This is a genomic window from Clostridium sp. CM74B_53 (assembly GCF_036318045.1).
Classification (GTDB): Bacteria; Bacillota; Clostridia; order Lachnospirales; family Lachnospiraceae; genus Pilosibacter.
Map to the genome: position 1 here is coordinate 251,964 of NZ_JAWQDE010000004.1, position 21,883 is coordinate 273,846.

Here is a 21,883-nt window from a genome sequence, read left to right on the forward strand (position 1 = left end):
GGATCCGGATCAGGGACGATAGGAGAGAACCATGAATATTCTGGAACTGATGAAAGAGAGACGAATTTATTTTGACGGAGGAATGGGAAGTCTTCTGCAGGCGAGAGGACTGCAGCCCGGGGAACTTCCGGAGACATGGAATCTTTCCAAACCGGAGATCATCGAGGAGATCCACAGGGAATACCTGGAAGCAGGCTCTGATGTGGTGACGACCAATACCTTCGGTGCGAACCATTTTAAATTCAAGGCCGAGGACGGATATTCGGTGCAGGAGATCGTTGCGGCAGCGGTGGGAAATGCGAAGCGCGCGATCAAAGCCTGCGGACACGGATACGCGGCGCTCGACATGGGACCGACCGGAAAGCTCTTAAAGCCATACGGCGATCTCGAGTTTGAGGATGCCTATGAGGCATATAAAGAGGTGGTCATCGCCGGAAAAGAGGCGGGAGCGGATCTTGTGATCATCGAGACGATGGGAGACGGCTACGAGTTAAAGGCAGCAGTCCTGGCAGCAAAAGAAAACAGCAATCTCCCGGTCTTTGCGACGATCACCCTCGATGAAAAGGGGAAAATGCTGACCGGGGGAAATGTGGAGTCCGTGACGGCGCTTTTGGAAGGCCTCGGCGCCGATGTGATCGGATTAAACTGCGGACTTGGACCGATCCAGCTTCTTCCGTTCTTAAAAGATATGGTACGTGTTTCCTCCACACCAATCCTTGTAAATCCGAACGCGGGACTCCCGAGAAGTGAGGGCGGAAAGACTGTCTACGATATCAATGCGGACGAGTTTGCCGAGGCGATGAAGGAGATGGCACGGAACGGGGCGACGGTCCTCGGAGGCTGCTGCGGAACGACGCCGGAGCACATTCACAAGACAAAACTTGTCTGCGACGCGATCCCGGTCTGTGAGATCACAGATAAAGGACGGACCGTGATCTCCTCCTACTCCCATGCGGTGACGTTCGGCGGCCGCCCGATCCTGATCGGAGAGCGGATCAATCCGACCGGAAAGCCGAAATTCAAGCAGGCATTAAAGGATAAGGACCTGACATACATCCTCTCCATGGGTGTTGCCCAGCAGGAGAGCCGCGCCGATGTTCTCGACGTCAACGTGGGACTTCCGGGGATCGATGAACCACAGATGATGGTGGATGTCGTGAAGGAACTTCAGGGTGTCCTGGACCTGCCGCTGCAGATCGATACTTCCGATCCGGTGGCGATGGAGCGGGCGCTCAGGATCTACAACGGAAAACCGCTGATCAACTCGGTAAACGGAAAGAAAGAGGTCATGGAACAGATCTTCCCGCTCGTAAAGCATTACGGCGGTGTTGTCGTTGCCCTGGCACTCGATGAGGACGGGATCCCGGAGACTGCGGACGGAAGAATTGCGGTCGCGAAGAAGATCTACGAGACGGCGGCATCCTACGGGATCCCGAAGAAGGACATTCTCGTGGACTGCCTCTGCATGGCGGTTAGCTCCGATAAGAACGGGGCGCTTACAACCCTGGAAACTGTGCGGAGAGTCCGGGACGAGCTGGGCGGAAAGACGGTTCTCGGCGTTTCCAACGTGTCATTCGGACTTCCGATGCGCGAAAATATCAATGCGTCATTTTTCCTTCTCGCAATGCAGAATGGGCTTTCTGCAGGGATCGTGAACCCGAATCTGGAAGCGATGATGCAGGTTTACGACAGTTTCCTGGTGCTGACGGCGCAGGATGAGAACTGTGCGGGATATGTGGGGATCTACGGTCCGAAGGAAGCGGAGAAAAAGAGACAGAAGGAGATCTTAAAGGCAGCGGCTGTGAACCAGGCGGCAGGCGTGAGCGGGACTGCGGGCACCGGAAGTGCGGCAGGTTCCGGAACTGCATCCGGGGCAGGCGCAGCGGATACGGGCTCTGCGTTAAAGAAGAGTATCATAAAGGGAATGTCCCAGGCGGCTGCTGACGCGGCGAGACTTGCCCTGAAGGATACGGATGCGCTCGAACTCATCAACACGGACATGATCCCGGCTCTCGACGAGGTCGGAAAGGGATTCGAGGCCGGAACGGTGTTCCTTCCGCAGCTTCTGATGAGTGCGGAGGCTGCGAAGGCGGCGTTTGCTGTCGTGAAGGAGTCCATGGAGGCGAGCGGAGAGGTTCAGGAGAAGAAGGGAAAGGTGATCCTGGCGACGGTGAAGGGGGATATCCATGATATTGGGAAGAATATCGTGAAGGTCCTTCTGGAAAATTATAGTTTTGATGTGATCGATCTTGGAAGAGATGTTCCGCCGGAGACGGTCGTGGAAGAGGCGATCAGGGAGCATGTGCCGGTGGTCGGGCTCAGTGCTCTTATGACGACAACGGTTCCGTCGATGGAGGAGACGATCAAGGCGCTGAGGAAGGATGCGCCCTGGGTGAAGGTCATGGTCGGAGGTGCGGTTCTGACGCAGGAGTATGCGGATGCGATCGGGGCGGATGCGTATTGCAAGGATGCGATGGCGTCGGTGAATTTTGCGGCGAGTGTGATCGGGAAATAAGAGATCAGAGCGTGATATAAGTTTGACTGCCTGGGTTCTTTGGAATCCGGGCAGTTTGTTTTTGCGGGAGGAAGAAATTGGCGAGAGCGGGGCGGAGAGCTTCCGGGCAGGAGTGCGGTGGGATCCTTCCCCGTATTCATGCACTCCTGCCCGGAAGCTCTCCGCTGCAGGCGCAAGGAGTGCGCCGTTGCTGCGCTCGGCGCGGATTGTGCAAAAAAGTGTGCAGAAGTATGGATTTTTCTACCGTGATACGGTATAATGATAGTTACTGTATCAGTCTGCGGTATTGTTTGGCTGTTTTGGTGCGGCGAATGGGATGATCGCAGACTCGCACGCTAATAAAGGAGAAGATCAGATGAAAAAGATTCTGGATATCATCACGGATGAGATGAGAAAAGCTTTTGCGGCGAATGGTTATGACGAGAATTTTGCGAAAGTGACGTTGTCTAACCGCCCGGACCTTTGCGAGTATCAGTGCAATGGTGCGATGGCAGCTGCAAAGACATATAAAAAGAAACCGATCGATATCGCGAACGGTGTCGTGGAGCAGTTAAAGGACAGCAAGGTGTTTGAAGAGGTGAATGCCGTTATGCCGGGATTCATCAATTTAAAGGTAGATGCTTCTTTTCTTTCTGACTATATGAACGGAATGAAGGATGCGAAGAAGCTTGGTATGGATGAGGTCGAGAATCCGGAGACGATCATTATCGACTATGGCGGAGCGAATGTTGCGAAACCGCTTCATGTCGGTCATCTTCGTTCTGCGGTGATCGGTGAGGCGTTAAAGCGCATGGGACGTTTTGTCGGCCACAAGGTGATCGGTGATGTTCATCTCGGTGACTGGGGGCTTCAGATGGGACTTATCATCGAGGAGTTAAAGGACAGAAAGCCGGAGCTTCCGTATTTTGATCCGAATTTTACAGGGGAGTATCCGGAGGAGGCACCGTTTACGATCTCTGAGCTTGAGGAGATTTATCCGGCGGCGAGCGGAAAGTCCAAGGTGGATGAGGCGTTCAAGGAGCGTGCGCAGGAGGCAACTTTCAAGCTTCAGAGTGGATATGCGCCGTATCGTGCGATCTGGAAGCACATCATGAATGTGTCTTTAAAGGATTTGAAGAGAAACTATGCAAATCTCGATGTTGATTTTGATCTCTGGAAAGGGGAGAGCGACGCGCAGCCGTATATCCCGGGACTGATCAAGGATCTTCAGGATAAGGGACTTGCTTATGAGAGCCAGGGTGCTCTTGTTGTCGATATCGCGGAGCCGACCGATACGAAGGAGCTTCCGCCGTGTATCGTGAGAAAATCCGACGGAGCCGCTCTCTATGCGACTTCTGACCTTGCAACGATCGTTGAGAGAGAGGAAGATTTCAAGCCGGATCACTACATCTATGTTGTGGACAAGCGCCAGGAGCTTCATTTTACCCAGGTGTTCCGTGTTGCGAAGAAGGCGGGGATCGTTCCGGCAGACCGGAAGATGGATTTCGTCGGTTTCGGAACGATGAACGGAAAGGACGGAAAGCCGTTTAAGACGAGAGAGGGCGGCGTTATGCGTCTGGAGAACCTGATCGCGGATATCGATGAGGCTGCTTACAACCGTATTATGGAAAACCGTACCGTCTCCGAGGATGAGGCGAAGAAGACAGCTGAGATCGTTGGTCTTGCCGCTTTAAAATACGGGGATCTCTCCAACCAGGCGACAAAGGATTATGTCTTCGATATCGACCGGTTTACTTCTTTCGAGGGAAATACAGGTCCGTATATCCTGTACACGATCGCGCGAATCAATTCGATCTTAAAGAAATATCAGGATACCTGTGAGAATACAGAGAACGGTGAGATCCTTCCGCCGTCCGCAGAGCCGGAGAAGACCTTAATGCTCGCACTCTCCAGATACAGTGACGTGATGCTCACCTGTTTTGAGGAGCTTGCACCGCATAAGATCTGTGCTTACATCTACGAGCTCTCCAACGCATTAAACCACTTCTATCACGAGACAAAGATCATCGCCGAGGAAGATAAAAAGAAACAGGCCGGATATATCAGCCTTGTTACATTAACCCGCAATGTTCTTATGACTTGCATCAACGTCCTGGGATTTGACGCGCCGGAGAGAATGTGATGAAATAACCTGTCAAGCGGCTGTACAGATTGGGAAGCTTGCTTCCCAAGATGCACAGACATTTGACAGGTAAAACTTCATGAGCAAGTAGGCCGTGAGGCCGGATTGCGAATGAAGTTTGAGATCGTGGGAGCGCGAAGCGCGGAGCGATCTGGTTTCGTAGGATATTTTATTAAAAACCTGGGGGACAAATCGATATGGAAGTAACGGAGCTTACCGCCGAAACCTTCTGGAAAGGCGAAACAGAGATCAGAGGAACCGTCATGGACGGGGAAGATGAATACCGTGTCCGTATCCTGCGCAAGGGTAGTCAGAATTTTGACTACTCTTGTTCGCATATCAGTAAAACAGGAAGAAATCTTGGATTTTGCGGAGTCTCCTGCACACAGGGACCGGACGGGATCCCGATGTGCCCGCATGCCCATGCCCTGCTCGCGGAGTGGATCCGCAGGGAGAGCAGAGAGTCAAAACATCCGGTCTCCACTTCACAGAAGGTCCGCTTTATGGTCCGGGAATACACAAACCGTGAGGTGAGCCGGATCATGGGGGCCTCCGAGGAAGGACATTACCGTCTGGTCCCGATCGTCGCGATCTCGCGGGAACAGGTGAAGGTCCGCTTCACGGTGGGACGGGAGAAACAGTACCCGGTGAAGGATCTGACCGCCTTCGCGAAAGCAATGGAAAACATGAGTCTTGTCCAGTACGGAAAAGGACTGGCTTTCCACCACAGTCTCCAGGCTTTTGATGAGGAGAGCCGTGCGCTGGCGCTTCTCATCATGGAGCGTGTCGGATTTTTCCGGGAACAGTACCGCGGAAGCGGAAGATTTTCCATGGAGGCGGAGCCGGCGTTAAAGGAGCTGATCCTCGGAAAAGCCGGGAGAGAGCGCTTCTTAGCGATTATGGAAGGTCAGACCATCGAGTGCGAGGACTACCGGAAGAAAAAACGGATGCTCACAGTAAAAAGGGAAAATCCGGTCTTTACCGCGGTAGTGAAAAAAGAGGGAAGAGACGGCATCAAAGTCACCGTGGACAAGGATATCATGGCCTTTTCCGGTGAAAAATCCCTGTTTATCGCAGATCAGGAGGCAATCTACTGCTGTGATGCGGACTACACGGAGTGCCTGACCGTATTTATGGAATACATGGTCATGGGACTGGACGCGGAGAACGAGGTCTCAGTCAACGACCGGGATATGCCGCTCTTTTACGAGCGTGTTCTGAGAAAGCTGGAATCCTTCGGACTGATTCGCTCAGAAGGCGTGGATCTTGAGAGCTATCGCCCGAAAGAGTTGAAAGCCTCGTTCTATTTTGACAGTGATGCTGTCGGGACGGTCAATCTGCGCCCGGAGCTTGCATATGGAGATTTTTCCTTCCATCCGTTGGCAGATGAGAATGTTCCGAAAGAGATCTGCCGGGATGTTCCGGGAGAGTTCAAGGTGAGCCAGCTGATCACTACCTACTTTAAATATACGGAGGACGGTTCCGGAAACCTTGTGATCAAAAATGATGACGAGGCGGTATATCGTCTGATCTCTGAGGGAATGAAGAAGTTCATGGACACGGGTGACGTGTTCGTGTCCGAGTCCTTCAAGAAGATTCGCGTTCTCCCGCCGGTGAGCACATCTGTCCAGGTGAGAACGCTTGGAAGATGGCTGGAGCTTGAGGTGGATACCGGGGCACTTCCGAGGGAAGAGCTGGCGGCGGTCCTTGCGGCTTACGGGAAGAAAAAGAGCTTCTACCGGATGAAGAACGGCGACTTCCTGACACTCGGGGACGGCGGACTTCTCACGGTGGCAAAGATCGCGGAACAGCTGGGTGTCTCGAAGGAGCTGGTTGGTTCCGAGACGATCAAACTTCCGGCGTACCGCGCCATGTTCCTAGATGCGGCGTTAAAAGAGGATAAGAGTGTCAGCGTCTACCGGGACCAGCTGTTCAAGGCGGTGGTCCGCGGCATGAAAGACGTGGAAGACAGCGATTATGAGATCCCGGAGCGCCTCGCTTCAACGCTCCGCAGTTACCAGAAAGTCGGATACCGGTGGTTAAAGAGCCTGGATGCATATGGTTTCGGTGGAATTCTCGCAGATGAGATGGGTCTTGGAAAGACGATCCAGGTCATCGCCCTCCTGCTCGATGAGAAGGCGAAAAACGGCGGAGTTTCTCTTGTCGTGTGCCCGGCGTCCCTTGTATACAACTGGGAAAATGAGTTTGCCCAGTTTGCACCGGAACTTAAGATCATGACGGCGGCGGGAAACCAGGCCGAGCGCGAGGAGATGTTCGCAGCTTACGAGACAGAAAAGCCGGATGTGATCATCACCTCCTACGACCTTTTAAAGCGCGATATTCTCTGGTATCATGAAAAGGAGTTCCGCTTTGAGATCATCGATGAGGCGCAGTATATCAAGAATTCCTCCACACAGGCGGCGAAGTCTGTAAAGGCTGTTCCGGCAAGAACACGCTTTGCTTTGACGGGAACGCCGATCGAGAACCATCTCGGAGAGTTGTGGAGTATCTTTGATTTCCTGATGCCGGGATTTTTATTCACCTCGCAGAAATTTAAGCGGGCGTTTGAGATGCCGATCGTGAGAGACCAGGATCCGAATGCCCTGGCTCAGTTAAAGAAGCTCACAGGTCCGTTTATCCTGAGAAGATTAAAGAAAGACGTCTTAAAGGAGCTTCCGGATAAGCTTGAGACGGTCCTGTATTCCAACATGGAAGGCGAGCAGAAGGATCTCTACACGGCGGCAGCCGCCTCCTTAAAGGAACAGCTGATGGAGGGAACCGACGGTGACTACGGAAAAGAGAGGATGCAGATCCTCGCGGAACTCATGCGTCTGCGCCAGATCTGCTGTGAGCCGTCCCTGTGTTTTGAGGGATATAAAGGCGGCTCTGCGAAGCTTGACACCTGCATGGAACTGCTCTTGAACGGGACATCGGCGGGTCATAAGATCCTCTTATTCTCACAGTTCACGTCGATGCTCGAGATCATCGCAAAGCGTCTGAAAAAGGAGAAGATCCCGTTCTACCTGCTCACCGGTTCGACACCGAAGCGGGACCGCATGCAGATGGCATCTTCTTTCCAGAAGGACGATGTGATGGTGTTCCTGATTTCCCTGAAGGCAGGCGGAACAGGATTAAACCTGACAGCTGCGGATGTGGTGATCCATTACGATCCGTGGTGGAATGTGGCGGCGCAGAACCAGGCGACAGACCGTGCCCACAGGATCGGTCAGGAAAATCAGGTCTCCGTATTCAAACTCATCACAAAACATACGATCGAGGAGAACATCCTGAAGCTTCAGGAGATGAAGCGGGATCTCGCGGACACTGTGGTGACGGAGGGAACCGGAGCACTCAGCAGCATCACAAGGGAAGACCTGATCCGGATGCTGGACGAGGATGTATAGCTGCTTTCCTGCAGCAGGATCCTGCTGCAGTGTGCGGACAGGCAGTGCGTGATCTGTAACGAAATGGTTACAGTACACTGGCACTCCATGCCCGCGCACTGTAACAGGATTTTGCTGATGCTTCGCATTCCGAATCGGCAAAATCCGCGACCACAACGGTATCATACGGAATTTTCAGTTCAGAAAATTCCTACCCGTGAAAAATAACACGAAATGCCAATGACATAAGAAAATCGACAGAAAAATTCAAAGTTTTTTCGGTGGATCTATGTTAGCATAGAGAGAGGAAAGGTGACTTTTCAGCAGGTCTGCGCATGGTAAAATGCGTGAACAGCGGCATCTTTGCGAAAATATACCGGAAAAAGAGGAAAAAGACATGAGAAAAATGAACAGAATTATCCCGTTTGCACTTGCGTGCGCGATCTTCGCGGCGCAGCCGGTGCAGGCGGCTACGATCATCCGTGACAGCGATAAACAGACGACCAGCCAGAATACTCAGACGACAACAGCGGGGACACAGGCTGGAAACGAGGGCGGTCCGGGATATGAGAACAGTACATCAAACAATACAAACAGTGGAAACACCCAGAGCCAGGTGAGCGCAGCGGCAAAAGCGGCTGCAGATGCCATCACAAAGCCGGAGATCACATCGGAGGCGGGAATCCTCTATGATGTGACGAACGGAAGAGTTCTCTTCGAGAAGAATGCCGATGAGAAACTTGCCCCGGCCAGCACCACAAAGCTCATGACAGCGCTCCTTGTGCTGGAGAAATCGAAACTGGACGACAAGGTGACGTTTTCAAAGACGGCTGTCACAAATCTGGAGTCCGGTGCGGTGAAGATCGGACTTGTGGAAGGAGACCAGGTATCTGTAAAAGACTGCCTCTACGGACTTCTCTTAAAATCCGCCAATGAGGTTGCAAACGGACTTGCCGAGCATGTCTCCGGCAGCATTTCCGCATTCGCAGATCTGATGAACGCGAAAGCAAAGGAGCTTGGCTGCACGAACACTCATTTTGTGAATCCGAACGGTTTAAACTCTGACCAGCAGTACACGACATGCCGTGATATGGCAAAGATCGCAGCTGCCGCATTTGCGAATCAGACGCTCTGCCAGATCGATTCCACATTGAGCTACAAGTTCCCGGCAACAAAGGCTGCTGCCGCGAGAACGATCACTCCGGGCCACAAGATGCTCTATCCGAATGATTCCAGATACTATGCAGGAATCGTCGGCGGAAAGACGGGATATACTTCCAAGGCAGGAAACACTCTTGTGACCTGTGTTGAGAAGGACGGTGTCCGCATGGTCGCAGTGATCTTAAAATCCAAGAGCACCCACTATGCAGATACAAAGAAAATGCTGGACTACGGATATCAGTATGTCAATACAGAGAAAGGTAATACGACCGGAAACAGCACGACAACGACCACGACTGCGAAGCAGGAGACTGCGGGAAAGTGGGTTCAGGACAACGGAAGCTGGAGATATGAATTCGCTGATGGAACAAAGGCTGTCGGAACGATCTATACGATCGATGCCGCTGATTTCGGCTTCGACCCGGACGGAAAGATGGTGACCGGATGGAAGATGTTCGGAACTGACTGGTACTATTTTGAGTCCAACGGGACGATGGCGAAGAATGCCTGGAGACAGGATTCCGGCAAGTGGTTCTATCTCGGTGCAGACGGCAAGATCGTGAGAAATACGACGATCGACAACAAGTATAAAGTCGGCGCGGATGGTGCCTGGGTACAGTAAAAAATATACGCTGCCGTGTGCAGCGGCGAATATCACGCATAAGAGAAAACGGCAGTGATTTCTGAAAATAATAAAGAATAAGAGGAGTGCTTTATCATGAAAGAAAGAGTAAAAGTAATGCAGGATATGTACGAGAATCGTTCCACCAACAAGAAGGCAGCAGGATGCACCGTTATCATCAGCGGCGAGATAAAAGACGTGATGGACAAGATCATTGCGAAACATCCGGAGTACAAGAGCTATGCGCAGGCATTTGCAGGCGTTGTTGAGCGCGGGATCCGCGTATTTGAGGAGGAATAATCCGATTTGGAGACCGCAGTGTTTCTGGCTGCCGGCGCCATCGCATTTGGGGGCGGCTGCTTGGCGCGTTCCCGGTATGAGCGGGACTGCCTTGTTACGGAAGAATACCGGATCGTCTCGGAAAAGATCCACGGTCCGGAAAAAACGATCGTCTTTCTGACAGACCTCCACAATAAGGAGTTCGGTGATCAGAACTGCCGGCTGCTGGATGCGGTCCGGAAGGTGAAGCCGGATGCCGTTTTATCCGGCGGGGACGGGATGGTTGCAAAAAAAGGAAATTCTGATGTGGAGATTCCGAGAAAGCTTCTGACGGAGCTTGCAAAAGAATTTCCGGTATACTGCGGAAATGGAAACCATGAGTGCCGGATGGTCTGGAAGTCTGACATTTACGGTGCAGCATATGAGAATTACCAGGCTGCCCTGGAAAATGCCGGGATCCGTTATCTCGCGAACGGTTCTGCGGATCTCGACGGAGAGATCAGGATCTATGGTCTCGACCTCCCGAAGAGCGCTTACCTGCCAAGGTCGGGAGAGATCCCGGAAAACCTCTTGAAGGATGCCCTGGGAGAGCCGGATCCGGGAAGATTTAATCTTCTTCTCGCACATTCTCCTCTGTTTTTTGAGGAGTATGCGGCCTGGGGAGCGGATCTTACGCTCTCCGGACATTTTCACGGCGGCACGATCCGGCTTCCGGTCCTCGGCGGAGTCATGACCCCTCAGTATCAGTTTTTTTATCCGCGCTGTGCGGGTGAGTTTGAACTTCCCGGAAGATGGGGAGAGAGGAGCCGGATGATCGTCGGACGGGGACTTGGAACCCATTCGATCAATATCCGGTTAAATGATAAACCGCAGGTGGTTGTGATACGGCTCTGCGGTTTGGAAGATGGAAAGAGCGAAAAAAGCTGATTTCCATGTACCGTAAGGAAAGAGTGTGCCATGGCACATTCTTTTTTGCGGTTCAAAGCAACACAAAGGCATCTGATATCTGAAAACATGAGGTGTATATGGAATTATCGTACAAACTGGAAAAGTTTGAAGGTCCGCTGGATCTTCTTCTTCATCTGATCGAAAAAAACAAAGTGAATATCTATGATATCCCGATCACCGAGATCACGGACCAGTACATGGAGTACGTTCGGAAGATGGATGAGGAAGACCTGGATGTGGTCAGCGAGTTCCTGGTGATGGCGGCGACACTTCTCGATATCAAGGCGCGGATGCTGCTGCCGAAAGAAGTAAATGAGGAAGGCGAGGAGGAAGATCCGAGAGCGGAACTTGTGATGCGCCTCCTGGAATATAAGAAATTCCGGCTGATGTCGGAGGAGCTGAAGGATCTGGAGACCGGGGCGGACCGTGTGTTCTACAAAGATCCGACGATCCCGCCGGAGGTGAAGGAATACGAGGAGCCGGTGGATCTCGATAAACTCCTGGACGGTGTGACGCTCACAAAGCTTCAGAAGATCTTTGAGGCGGTCATGAAGCGGCAGCAGGACAAGATTGATCCGGTCCGCAGCACGTTCGGAACGATCAAAAAGGAGCCGGTGAGCCTGGAGGACAAGATCACTTCGGTTCTCGGCTATGCGAGAAAACACCGGAAGTTCAGTTTCCGCCAGATGCTGGAAAAACAGAGAGATAAGACGGAGGTCGTCGTGACGTTCCTTGCACTGTTGGAGCTCATGAAGGTGGGAAAGATCCATCTGACGCAGGAACATCTGTTTGACGACATGTACATAGAATCTCTGGAGCCGGAAGGCGGGGAACAAGATGACAATGAAATCGTCGTCACGACTGTTCAGTAGGACTGCGGAAAAGTCTGCTGCCGGGATATACGAGTGTAAACGGTGACAGGCGGGCGAATGCGCTGAGCGCAGGAAAACATGGGATGATACGATCGTGGAGGAATTTGAATGAGAGTGGAAAACCTGAAAACACAGGAGTCCGTTGTGGAGTCCGTGCTGTTTACCATGGGGCAGTCTGTGGAGATCCGCCAGCTTGCGGCGGCATTGGAATCGGATGAGGAGACGGCCATCCAGGCCGTGGAGCGCCTGAAGGAAAAATATGACAAGAGAAAAGCTGGCATGCAGATCGTGCGGCTGGATGACAGCTACCAGATGTGCAGCCGTGTGGATTATTATGAAAATCTGATCCGTGTCGCGGCAACGCCGAAAAAGCAGATCCTGTCGGATGTGGTGATGGAGACATTGGCGATCATCGCCTACAAGCAGCCGGTCACCAAGGCCGATATCGAGAAGATCCGTGGGGTAAAATCGGACCATGCGGTCAACCGGCTTGTGGAATACGATCTCGTCTATGAGGCGGGCCGCCTGGATGCGCCGGGCCGCCCGACACTTTTTGCGACGACCGAGGAATTCCTGCGCCGTTTCGGCGTCGGATCCACGGAACAGCTCCCGGAGATGAATGTGGAGCAAAGAGAAGAGATCCGGAGTGAGGTTGAGGAAGAGCTGAACCTGAGGATCGATGAGGAAGGTCATCTGCTGGATGATGACGAAGATCCGGAAGAAGATGCAGATAAGAATGAGAACGAGAAAGAGATAGAAAACAACGAGGCTTACGGGGAGGATTCCATATCATGAAATGCAGTGAGATCAAAGTAGTCAAAAAAGACGGGACGAAAGAGGAGTTTAATGTCCAGAAAGTCCTGGCGGCGGTAAATAAGTCTGCAAACCGCGCGATGATCAACTTCTCGAAGGCCGAGAGTAAGTTTATCTGTGAATTTGTGGAAGAAAAAGCGGAGGACCTGGATGAGGCGGAAGTCCCGATCGCCCAGATGCACAACATCGTCGAGGGCGCTTTGGAGCGCGTCAACCCGGTGGTCGCGAAGAGCTACCGCGATTACCGCAACTATAAGCAGGATTTCGTCCAGATGCTCGATGAAGTCTACAAAAAGAGCCAGTCCATCATGTACATCGGCGACAAGGAGAACAGCAATACGGACAGTGCTCTCGTCTCCACGAAGCGCAGCCTGATCTTCAATGAGTTGAATAAATCTTTATACCAGAAGTTCTTTATGACCGTCGAGGAGCTTCAGGCATGCCGGGACGGATATATCTATATCCACGATATGTCAGCGCGACGCGATACGATGAACTGCTGCCTGTTTGACGTCAATGAGGTCTTGAGCGGCGGTTTCGAGATGGGAAATATCTGGTACAATGAGCCGAAGACCCTGGATGTCGCATTTGACGTCATCGGCGATATCGTTTTAAGTGCGGCGAGCCAGCAGTACGGTGGTTTTACGGTTCCGAGCGTGGAGAACATCCTGGCGCCGTATGCCGAGAAATCCTACGGAAAGTATATCGAAAAATATATCGACCTCGGTCTCGACGAGGAGAAAGCGAAGGAGATAGCCTGGAACGACGTTCAGAGAGAGATGGAACAGGGCTTCCAGGGCTGGGAGTACAAGTTCAACTCCGTTTCCTCCAGCCGCGGTGACTATCCGTTTATCACGATGACGGCAGGAACCGGAACAAGCCGGTTCGCAAAGATGGCGACGATCACGATGCTCAATGTGAGAAAGAAAGGTCAGGGAAAAGAAGGCCACAAGAAGCCGGTCCTGTTCCCGAAGCTTGTGTTCTTATATGATGAGAACCTTCACGGACCGGGAAAAGAGCTTGAGGACGTTTTTGAGGCCGGGATCGAGTGCTCTTCCAGGACGATGTATCCGGACTGGCTCTCCCTGACCGGTGAAGGTTATATCGCCGGCATGTACAAGAAATACGGGAAGATCATCAGCCCGATGGGCTGCCGCGCGTTCCTTTCTCCGTGGTATGAGCGGGGCGGCATGGAACCGGCTGATGAGAATGATGTTCCGGTGTTTGTCGGCCGCTTCAACATCGGTGTTGTGAGCCTGCATCTTCCAATGATGCTTGCAAAGGCACGACAGGAGAGCAAGGATTTCTACGAGGTCCTGGATTATTATCTGGAGCTGATCCGGAAGATCCATATCCGGACTTACGCGTACCTTGGAGAGATGCGCGCGTCCACAAACCCGTTGGCGTACTGTGAGGGCGGATTCTACGGAGGTCATTTAGGACTTCACGATAAGATCAAACCACTCCTTAAGACGGCGACGGCATCCTTCGGGATCACAGCGTTCAATGAGCTGCAGAGACTGTACAACGGAAAATCCCTGGTGGAAGACGGGGCGTTTGCGATCGAGGTCTTAAAGCACATCAATGAGAAGGTGGAGCAGTTTAAACACGAGGACGGAAACCTCTATGCGATCTACGCGACACCGGCGGAAAACCTCTGTGGACTTCAGGTCAAGCAGTTCCGGAAAAAATACGGGATCGTGGAGAATGTCTCCGACCGCGAGTATGTCAGCAATGGCTTCCACTGCCATGTGACGGAAGATATCACGCCGATCCAGAAGCAGAACCTCGAATACCGGTTCTGGGAACTCTCCAACGGCGGAAAGATCCAGTACGTGAAATATCCGATCGACTACAATAAAGAAGCGATCCGCTCCCTCGTGCGCCGCGCGATGAAGATGGGATTCTATGAGGGCGTGAACCTGTCGCTGTCCTACTGCGATGACTGCGGACACGAGGAGTTAAATATGGATGTGTGTCCGGTCTGCGGCAGCAAAAACCTGACAAAGATCGACCGTATGAACGGATATCTGAGCTATTCCCGCGTCAAGGGCGATACGAGGCTGAATGATGCGAAGATGGCCGAGATCGCGGAGCGGAAATCGATGTGATGTGCACTGCATCAATAGAAAGAAACCAATAGTTGCAAGCTTGCTTGCATAAGGGTTTGTTTGGCAAAATTTACATAGGGCGAACGCCCGAGAGATTCTTGTTTTTATGAAATAAAAACAAGAATATGTGCACTGCGTGAAAATATAAAATAAAAAAGAGGTGATCTCATGCGCTACCACAACATTACAAAAGAGGACATGTTAAACGGCGACGGCCTGCGCACCGTCTTATGGCTTGCTGGCTGCAGCCATGCCTGTCCGGGCTGCCAGAACCCGGTGACATGGGATGTGAAAGGCGGACTCCCGTTTGACGAGGAGGCAAAGCAGGAACTTTTCGAGGCGCTGGCGCCATCCTGGATCTCCGGCGTGACATTCTCCGGCGGTGATCCGCTTCACTGGCAGAACCGGAAAGAAGTGGGAAATCTGATCGAAGAAATCCACGAAAAGTTCCCGGAAAAGACGATCTGGCTGTATACAGGATTTCTGTGGGAAGACATCTGGGATCTTCCGTTTCTGAAAAACGTGGATGTCCTGGTGGACGGACCGTTCGTGGAAGCAGAAAAAGATGTGACCCTGCACTGGAAAGGCAGCGCGAACCAGAGAGTCATCGATGTGAAACAGACGTTAAAAAATAAAAATGTAGTGCTCTATCAATCGAAATAGGACAAACGATCAGGGACAACACCTGATTTTGCCGATGCTTCGCATTCCGAATCGGCAAAATCTGCTGCCACAACTGTACACGGCAGGAGAGAGGCAGAAGGAGACAGTGACAGCTGCGTTGGCATGTGATACAATAAGACCATAGAAAACATGCAGACTCATGGGACGGATAGAAGAGAAAATTGCAGAGAACTTTCATGGAAAGGAAGAATGTCTATGCTGGCGAAATATGTACTCTGTATTTTAACGATCGAATGGGCGGTACTCGGAATGCGCCTTTTAAAAGGAAAAGGACGTTCTTATGAGCGGATCCGGAATGATGACAGGATCCGGGAAAAAGAACAGTTTGTCCGTTTTCAAGGAATGAATCTCCTGTATCTTGCACTGGTCGCATTCCTGACTCTGCTCACGACATTTGCAGGTTCCGACCGCCTGACGATCTGCTTTTTTGAGCTCACAGCATTGGCTCTGTTTGGACGGCTGCTGTATGGAAATTGGAAATACAGCGGGAAGATCTGGATCCGGTGGTGACAATATAACAGAAACTATGCATCCGAAGGAAAGCTCAGTGGGGAGATTCCTGTAGGTGTGAGAAGGTACTGAATAGTTACAAATAAAGGAAAAAGGGATTTGGCATATCAGATGATGGCCAGGTCCCTTTTTGTATTTCAATGAATTCGAAAGAAGCTGCCAGCGGCAGAACTGTAAGTGTTACTGCGACATTTACCGGATCTGGATCCGGATCGTCCGCTCAAACGGATGTTCTGGCGTTGTGATGGAAAAATGTTCCGGCAGAACATGTGGGGAATCCGGAACATCCTGGGCTTCGAGCGCGATGGCGCATGACGGGCAGGAGTGCGTGCCGTCCGGGAATCCGATGGAATCATCGAGAAATCCGCCGGAATAGATGACGAGTGCCGGGGCATCCGTGTAAAGCGTGATGGAGTGTCCGGAAACAGGATCGCTCAGGATACATGCTTTTCTTACAGGCTGCGGAAGTGACCGGAAATTGCGGGAGGTCTGGTCACGGCTCAGGATAAATGCATGGTTGTAACCGCGCGCGATGGAAAGCTGCCTGCGGCAGCGGGAGCGGAGTTTTTCCTCGCGCGGCAGAAAATCCAGCCGGCTCTTAAGAGAAGCAGGGCTGGAAAAGTCGAATATCGTCCTTGCGATAGGGATGATTTCGACGGGAATATGTTCCTCATTATTCAGGCAGACATTATTTGCGAAAACGGTGAGTGTCTCATCAAGCGCGGAAAATGAAAAGTCACCGGAAAGATTCCAGTAGGTATGATTCGACATATTGATATAAGTCGGCCGGTCCGTCGATGCCCGGTACCGGATGGTCAGCCAGTTGCTGTCATCGAGCGTATATTCCGCATGAAACGTGCGACCTGGAAAAATCCGAACCCGTATGATTCCGAGCCGTACTACAACCTTGGATTATCCCTGTTTTATCAGGAACGCTATGACGAAGCGTTTGATGCATTCTATAAGGCGACCTGGTCCAATGAGCAGCAGGAGATGAGCTTCTATTATCTGGCGTGCATTGAGGCGATGAGAGGAAACTTTGAGAGTGCACTGGAACTCGCGGAAAAAGGCCTTGTGAAGAATACGCACAATATCAAGGCGAGAGGACTCCGGGCATACCTTCTCGGCAGACTCGGAAGAACGGAAGAAGCGAAAGCGGCAGTCAGCGAGAACCTTGCGATTGACCCGTTTGATTATGTCTCCATGCTGGAATCCGCATATCTGGATCCGGACCATGCAGAAGAGATCCGCGCGAAGGTCAATAAGCTCTCCAGAAACTTCCATGAGACGTATCTGATGGCGGCGAGAGACTTTGCGGAGTACGGGGCATACGACAAGGCGGTTGATACACTCCGCGAATGCAGTGAGAGCTGGCCGATGTTAAAGTACTATGAAGCATATGATCTCGGAAAGATGGGAGCTTCCCATGAGGAGATCCTGAAAGTGCTCAAAGAGGCAGAAAACTGCAGTACGGATTACTGCTTCCCGAATAAGCTGGAGGACATCCTTGTTCTGACCTATGCGCAGAAACAAGATCCGGACGGGGCAAATGCATTCTATTACCTTGGAAACCTCTGGTATGACAAGCTGCAGTACGATCAGGCGATCAGCTGCTGGGAGACTGCGGCGGAGAAGAAGCCGGGATTTGCGATCACATGGAGAAATCTCTCCCTGGCATATTACAACAAGAGAAAAGATCCGGAAAAGGCAAAGGCAGCGTTGGAAAAGGCAGCAGAACTTGCACCGAACGATGCGAGAATCTTCCTGGAGCTTGACCAGCTGTACCGGAAACTGGAAATGCCGGTCGCTGAGCGACTTTCCCGCTATGAAAAGGCAAAAGAGATCTTTATGCAGCGGGATGATCTGATGATCGAATATGTCACGCTCTTAAATCTCTGGCCATTATAAAGAGGCATATGACTTTATCATGGCGCACCGGTTCCATCCGTGGGAAGGCGGAGAAGGAAAGGTTACGACCCAGTATACGACCTCTCTCCTGGAGCTCGGAAAAGCGGAAATCGCAAAAGAGCACTGGAGCGAGGCAAAAGAGATCCTTGAGAAGGCGCTGGTATATCCGGAGAACCTCGGGGAAGGAAAGCTGGAAGGAACGAAGGACAACCACATCCATTATTATCTCGGACTTGCAAAAGAGCATCTCGGGGAGAACGAGGCGGCGAAGGAAGAGTATGAGGCAGCTTCGATCGGAACGGATGAACCGGCAGGAATGATGTACTACAATGACCAGCCGGCCGACATGATCTACTATCAGGGACTTGCAAAAGAAAAAGTATATTTTTATATACAAAATCGAATTTCTAATAAAATGCCTGAGAATCCAGTATTTAAGCCATTTTTTTATTTTGTATATAAAAACTATCACGTATGCAAAATATGCAAAAAAATAAGTAATACACTAATTTTTTTCCCTTGCAAAATCTTTTACCTAAGAAAAATTTCATATTAAATTTTTTAAAAAAATCTATACACCTATAGTATAAAATACGGAGAAATTTATATGGTTATGGTTGTTAATAGTGGACGTTGGTGTCTTGGCTTTCTTGGTAATGATGGGTTTCCGGATCAGTTGAAATTGTGGCTTCAGATTCATTGCGATGAAGAACTGCGGATTCACATGTTATCTCAATGGCTTATCTCACATCATGTACGTGGTGTTGCATGGCGCAGCCCGCAAGGCTCCTGGTTGGACTAGAGAGCCATATTGCTCGTCCAGCAGTTCAACAGGCAGATGGAACGTGCTGAAATGAAATGCACGATACGAGAAGTAATACTGGAAATGCGTCGAACTTCCGACGAAAGGATCCACTGAATGTATTTCCTGCGCATCGCTTGTGGCAGGTCTTAGATATAACTCAGCAGATCGTCATACTGCGTTGAAGTTAGCTCCCCAGTATTGTAGATTTCTTGAATTTGTTATATGTGCTAAGACAGCCAGCGTTTTCTGCTCGTCAGCGACCTGATAGATGTTTTTTAAATATTTCTTTAGTTCAATTCTGTGAACCTTTTTTGTTGCCATAGTAAAAGGCCCTCCTAATGATATTTATTTTATCATAGAAGGACCTTACATAGATTATTTTACAGAAAAAGTTTCACATGCCCATCTTAATATATACTCATCTAAGGGACTGATATTTCAATGCCGGAAGAACTTCATTTATGTTAAATTCTATACTTGTTGGAACATTTAATTCCAACAGATAAGCCCCATCTTGTATCCATAGATAGTCTTGAGTCGTACCATCATCTGAATAGTAATACTCAAAGCTATCATTTGTTTCTTTTGTTAATGCCCCCGGATTGTTTTTCACCATAAAGTCTAGTCCTTCTTTACCATTGGAAAGTCTATGTGTATATAAAGTAAAATCATTATCATATATACATGCAAAGTAACCTTCGCGAACTCGTATATTTACCAGTGCTGTATCCCAAGGATTATTATCATCTATGAGATAGATGCGTTCTTTAGCAAGTGTTGAACGGACATTTGATGATGTCGCAATTTGATAGGATGTCATTAGACTATCCAAATTTGTATATGTGTCCCATTCACTAAGTGTCGATGTAATTGTTTCAGTATCAGTCTTTTTTTCTTCAGTTACTTGATTTTGGCATCCGGCAATAAGCAAAGCTATCACTAATAATAATATCTTACATGCTTTCATAATATCCCCTCCCTTAATAAAGATCTCTTTTAAAATCTGCTTTACAATTGTCGCACCATATATCTGTATAACCTGTCAGACTCTTACCATCATAGCTTCCTTTCATAACACATGGTTGATTTTGTGAACAAGAAGCATCATGAGCTCCAAACATATGTGATAATTCATGCTGTACAATACGGACATGAACATTCTGCGATGAGCTTGGTAACCATGTGATATATGAATTGGGCTGTTTATTATAAGTTACTCCTAATATATTTGTGGCGTGTTCTTTATCCCACATGCCACATAAAGGAGTTGCAGTTAATGCAATTTTGATATCATTACCATTAGCCGGAACATTTTTTGACAAATAGTTTAAATTTTTATTTGCATTTCTGTGGTGATAGGGGGTATCAAGAGAATTTTCACATAATGAATCTATAGCATCACCACAATATAATTCACGCGAATAGGAACATTGAATATTAGGAAAATTATATGCTGTTCTGTCTTCAGCAATATCAAAAGTAATATTCCATACATATTCATAAGGAGTTTGAATTTTATCCAATGTCTCTATAACATATTCTTGTGAATATTCTTCATTAATATATCTATCAGGGATAGCTTTTAATGAAAGATTTATAGGATCCCCTTCCTCAATAAGCATTTTACCATCCGCGGCAAAATAGTATTTTACATCATCAATAGTTAACCATCCAGTAACCATGACGCCATGTTCATCCATGTAATACCAATCAGTGTTTACCTGGACCCATTTTACCATCATATATCCTTCTGTAATATGTAAATAATACCATTTTGAGTCTACGTCCTGAAACCATCCCGTTTGCATCCATCCATTTTTGTCAAAATGGTACCAACGATTTCCTATCTGCTCCCAATCATTTTTTGTATATGAATTGTCGGCATGTTTGTACCGCCACTTTCCAGTTGATGCATCTTGTAGCCATTGCCCATCACTGGTTTGCAAAATTGCTACATCATACATTCCGTTTTCTAGTCTTTGTTGAACAGAATCAGGTGAGAGTATTCCAATATCGGACTGCCTTTTTGCTGCTGCAAATGCAACATTGACCGATATCATAATAATCAAAAAAATTACTATTATCAATGAACAACGTTTTATGCTCTTTTCTTTTATTCACTCACCTCGACATTATGAATTAATTTTTAAAGTTTACATTCATTAGGGTATTACCCATTGGTATCCCTCCTCTCGAATATTTAAAATCGTTTTATCTAGCTAATTTGCCTGGTTTTGTCTGAATTATATCATTTGCTTTTACTGTTGACAATAATTTATATTGTGTTTTATGAATTGTTTAATATATATTAATGTTTTTACAATATAACTGCCAATTTTGTGTGCAATGCAATGTACTGCGTTGTTGAAACTGTTGTCTGTATATAGATTGAGTATGTGATATACTGGGTTTTTACCTAATTTTGTGACAAGAAGGGAAAATACATAAATGTGCGATTCCTTCCTTTTTTTGATGATGTAATCCGGGTATTTATCGTTATATCAAAGAAGCAATGGAAAATATAGCTGCCGATTGATGAATAGGCAGTTTTTATTTTGCCAGATTGGTTCTCATAAAAACGGAAAATGGTTCCTTAAAAAATGGAAAAACTTGCAACAGTGGTTCCCTAAAAAACGGAAAACATTGCTATATACAATATATATACAAAATAAAACGCCACTTTTCGCGGCGAAACTTGGTCTGCCGGTGGAGGCAAAATCGAGATATTACCGTCTGCTCGACTACGGAGAGCGCCATCTGTATGACAAGATGCGCGTTGAGTACTTTGCAGTTTCCCTCCCGGATTTCATGATCTTTGATGATGACCTGGATAAGAGAAACAAGACGCACTGCTATTATCTGATGGGACTCGGATATCTGGGACTCGGAGATAAGGAAAAGGCAGCAGAGGCATTTCGGAACGCGATGCAGCTTGATCCGACGCATTTGAACGCAGGGCGTTATCTGAAGATGGCGGAGGAATAGAAGCCGGAAAAAGTCTTAACGCAGGCATAACAGAAAAAAGAAGGGGCTGTCGCACTAACGTGCGGCAGCTCATTTCATATTCCCAACACAAAGGGGCTGTCGCACTAACGTGCGGCAGCTCATTTCATATTCCCAACACAAAACGCCGAGCTTCGAAAAGCCCGG

General features: G+C 49.3%; 18 protein-coding genes. 14 read left to right on the forward strand and 4 right to left on the reverse strand.

The features are described 5' to 3' along the window. Positions 1-31: 31 nt before the first annotated feature. From V2546_RS05330 to V2546_RS05380, 11 genes are all read left to right on the forward strand, one after another. A complete protein-coding gene (locus tag V2546_RS05330; RefSeq protein ID WP_329751740.1) occupies positions 32-2,515 on the forward strand; it encodes a homocysteine S-methyltransferase family protein in 2,484 nt (827 codons plus the stop codon). A 355-nt stretch (positions 2,516-2,870) separates the two neighbouring features. After that, entirely contained in the window at positions 2,871-4,637 is a 1,767-nt protein-coding gene (gene argS / locus V2546_RS05335; protein ID WP_329751741.1) for an arginine--tRNA ligase, read from the forward strand. A 197-nt stretch (positions 4,638-4,834) separates the two neighbouring features. Then, positions 4,835-8,041 (forward strand): DEAD/DEAH box helicase, encoded by a 3,207-nt coding sequence (locus V2546_RS05340; RefSeq protein ID WP_215703657.1) that lies wholly within the window; start codon positions 4,835-4,837, stop codon positions 8,039-8,041. A 376-nt stretch (positions 8,042-8,417) separates the two neighbouring features. After that, complete coding sequence (locus V2546_RS05345) at positions 8,418-9,803, forward strand: serine hydrolase (protein ID WP_329751742.1); 1,386 nt, start codon at positions 8,418-8,420, stop codon at positions 9,801-9,803. 96 nt (positions 9,804-9,899) lie between these two features. Beyond that, positions 9,900-10,103, forward strand: coding sequence for a hypothetical protein (locus tag V2546_RS05350; RefSeq protein WP_118297019.1), 204 nt, complete (start codon positions 9,900-9,902; stop codon positions 10,101-10,103). 6 nt (positions 10,104-10,109) lie between these two features. Further along, positions 10,110-11,009 (forward strand): metallophosphoesterase, encoded by a 900-nt coding sequence (locus V2546_RS05355; protein WP_329751743.1) that lies wholly within the window; start codon positions 10,110-10,112, stop codon positions 11,007-11,009. A 98-nt stretch (positions 11,010-11,107) separates the two neighbouring features. Next, entirely contained in the window at positions 11,108-11,902 is a 795-nt protein-coding gene (locus V2546_RS05360) for a segregation and condensation protein A (protein WP_118533179.1), read from the forward strand. 108 nt (positions 11,903-12,010) lie between these two features. Next, positions 12,011-12,697, forward strand: a complete 687-nt coding sequence (scpB, locus tag V2546_RS05365) for an SMC-Scp complex subunit ScpB (protein ID WP_329751744.1) — start codon at positions 12,011-12,013, stop codon at positions 12,695-12,697. After that, positions 12,694-14,826, forward strand: a complete 2,133-nt coding sequence (gene nrdD, locus V2546_RS05370) for an anaerobic ribonucleoside-triphosphate reductase (RefSeq protein WP_118533177.1) — start codon at positions 12,694-12,696, stop codon at positions 14,824-14,826. The genes scpB and nrdD overlap by 4 nt, the downstream gene beginning before the upstream one ends. A gap of 168 nt (positions 14,827-14,994) precedes the next feature. Continuing rightward, positions 14,995-15,489: an anaerobic ribonucleoside-triphosphate reductase activating protein gene (nrdG, locus tag V2546_RS05375; protein WP_118514645.1), complete on the forward strand. Its 495-nt coding sequence runs from the start codon at positions 14,995-14,997 to the stop codon at positions 15,487-15,489. Positions 15,490-15,705: 216 nt separating this feature from the next. Next, positions 15,706-16,020, forward strand: coding sequence for a hypothetical protein (locus V2546_RS05380; RefSeq protein ID WP_329751745.1), 315 nt, complete (start codon positions 15,706-15,708; stop codon positions 16,018-16,020). Between the two features lie 192 nt (positions 16,021-16,212). Here the strand turns inward: V2546_RS05380 and V2546_RS05385 are convergent, their stop codons facing one another. Beyond that, complete coding sequence (locus V2546_RS05385; protein ID WP_329751755.1) at positions 16,213-16,893, reverse strand: aldose epimerase family protein; 681 nt, start codon at positions 16,891-16,893, stop codon at positions 16,213-16,215. Here V2546_RS05385 and V2546_RS05390 point away from each other — a divergent pair. Further along, positions 16,780-17,928: a tetratricopeptide repeat protein gene (locus V2546_RS05390; protein WP_329751746.1), complete on the forward strand. Its 1,149-nt coding sequence runs from the start codon at positions 16,780-16,782 to the stop codon at positions 17,926-17,928. The genes V2546_RS05385 and V2546_RS05390 overlap by 114 nt on opposite strands. A gap of 19 nt (positions 17,929-17,947) precedes the next feature. Then, on the forward strand, positions 17,948-18,484 hold the full coding sequence (locus V2546_RS05395; protein ID WP_329751747.1) for a hypothetical protein: 537 nt from the start codon (positions 17,948-17,950) through the stop codon (positions 18,482-18,484). A 417-nt stretch (positions 18,485-18,901) separates the two neighbouring features. On the opposite strand, the gene V2546_RS05400 is transcribed toward V2546_RS05395, so the two are convergent. The 3 genes from V2546_RS05400 to V2546_RS05410 all read right to left on the reverse strand — a co-directional run bounded on the left by V2546_RS05400 (position 18,902) and on the right by V2546_RS05410 (position 20,820). Then, positions 18,902-19,054, reverse strand: coding sequence for a hypothetical protein (locus V2546_RS05400; RefSeq protein WP_182426544.1), 153 nt, complete (start codon positions 19,052-19,054; stop codon positions 18,902-18,904). A gap of 97 nt (positions 19,055-19,151) precedes the next feature. Beyond that, complete coding sequence (locus tag V2546_RS05405; protein ID WP_118298479.1) at positions 19,152-19,700, reverse strand: hypothetical protein; 549 nt, start codon at positions 19,698-19,700, stop codon at positions 19,152-19,154. A 13-nt stretch (positions 19,701-19,713) separates the two neighbouring features. Then, positions 19,714-20,820 (reverse strand): hypothetical protein, encoded by a 1,107-nt coding sequence (locus V2546_RS05410; RefSeq protein WP_329751748.1) that lies wholly within the window; start codon positions 20,818-20,820, stop codon positions 19,714-19,716. A 556-nt stretch (positions 20,821-21,376) separates the two neighbouring features. Here V2546_RS05410 and V2546_RS05415 point away from each other — a divergent pair. Beyond that, entirely contained in the window at positions 21,377-21,718 is a 342-nt protein-coding gene (locus V2546_RS05415) for a tetratricopeptide repeat protein (protein WP_329751749.1), read from the forward strand. Positions 21,719-21,883 lie beyond the last annotated feature (165 nt).

Bases quoted from the DNA above. Each gene is read 5' to 3' on its own strand.
- nrdG (WP_118514645.1), top strand. From the start codon at position 14,995: ATGCGCTACCACAACATTACAAAAGAGGACATGTTAAACGGCGACGGC.
- V2546_RS05360 (WP_118533179.1), top strand. From the start codon at position 11,108: ATGGAATTATCGTACAAACTGGAAAAGTTTGAAGGTCCGCTGGATCTT.
- V2546_RS05345 (WP_329751742.1), top strand. From the start codon at position 8,418: ATGAGAAAAATGAACAGAATTATCCCGTTTGCACTTGCGTGCGCGATC.
- V2546_RS05405 (WP_118298479.1), bottom strand. From the start codon at position 19,700: ATGAAAGCATGTAAGATATTATTATTAGTGATAGCTTTGCTTATTGCC.
- V2546_RS05330 (WP_329751740.1), top strand. From the start codon at position 32: ATGAATATTCTGGAACTGATGAAAGAGAGACGAATTTATTTTGACGGA.
- V2546_RS05350 (WP_118297019.1), top strand. From the start codon at position 9,900: ATGAAAGAAAGAGTAAAAGTAATGCAGGATATGTACGAGAATCGTTCC.
- V2546_RS05400 (WP_182426544.1), bottom strand. From the start codon at position 19,054: ATGGCAACAAAAAAGGTTCACAGAATTGAACTAAAGAAATATTTAAAA.
- V2546_RS05395 (WP_329751747.1), top strand. From the start codon at position 17,948: ATGGCGCACCGGTTCCATCCGTGGGAAGGCGGAGAAGGAAAGGTTACG.
- V2546_RS05340 (WP_215703657.1), top strand. From the start codon at position 4,835: ATGGAAGTAACGGAGCTTACCGCCGAAACCTTCTGGAAAGGCGAAACA.
- nrdD (WP_118533177.1), top strand. From the start codon at position 12,694: ATGAAATGCAGTGAGATCAAAGTAGTCAAAAAAGACGGGACGAAAGAG.
- V2546_RS05390 (WP_329751746.1), top strand. From the start codon at position 16,780: ATGATTCGACATATTGATATAAGTCGGCCGGTCCGTCGATGCCCGGTA.
- V2546_RS05380 (WP_329751745.1), top strand. From the start codon at position 15,706: ATGCTGGCGAAATATGTACTCTGTATTTTAACGATCGAATGGGCGGTA.
- scpB (WP_329751744.1), top strand. From the start codon at position 12,011: ATGAGAGTGGAAAACCTGAAAACACAGGAGTCCGTTGTGGAGTCCGTG.
- argS (WP_329751741.1), top strand. From the start codon at position 2,871: ATGAAAAAGATTCTGGATATCATCACGGATGAGATGAGAAAAGCTTTT.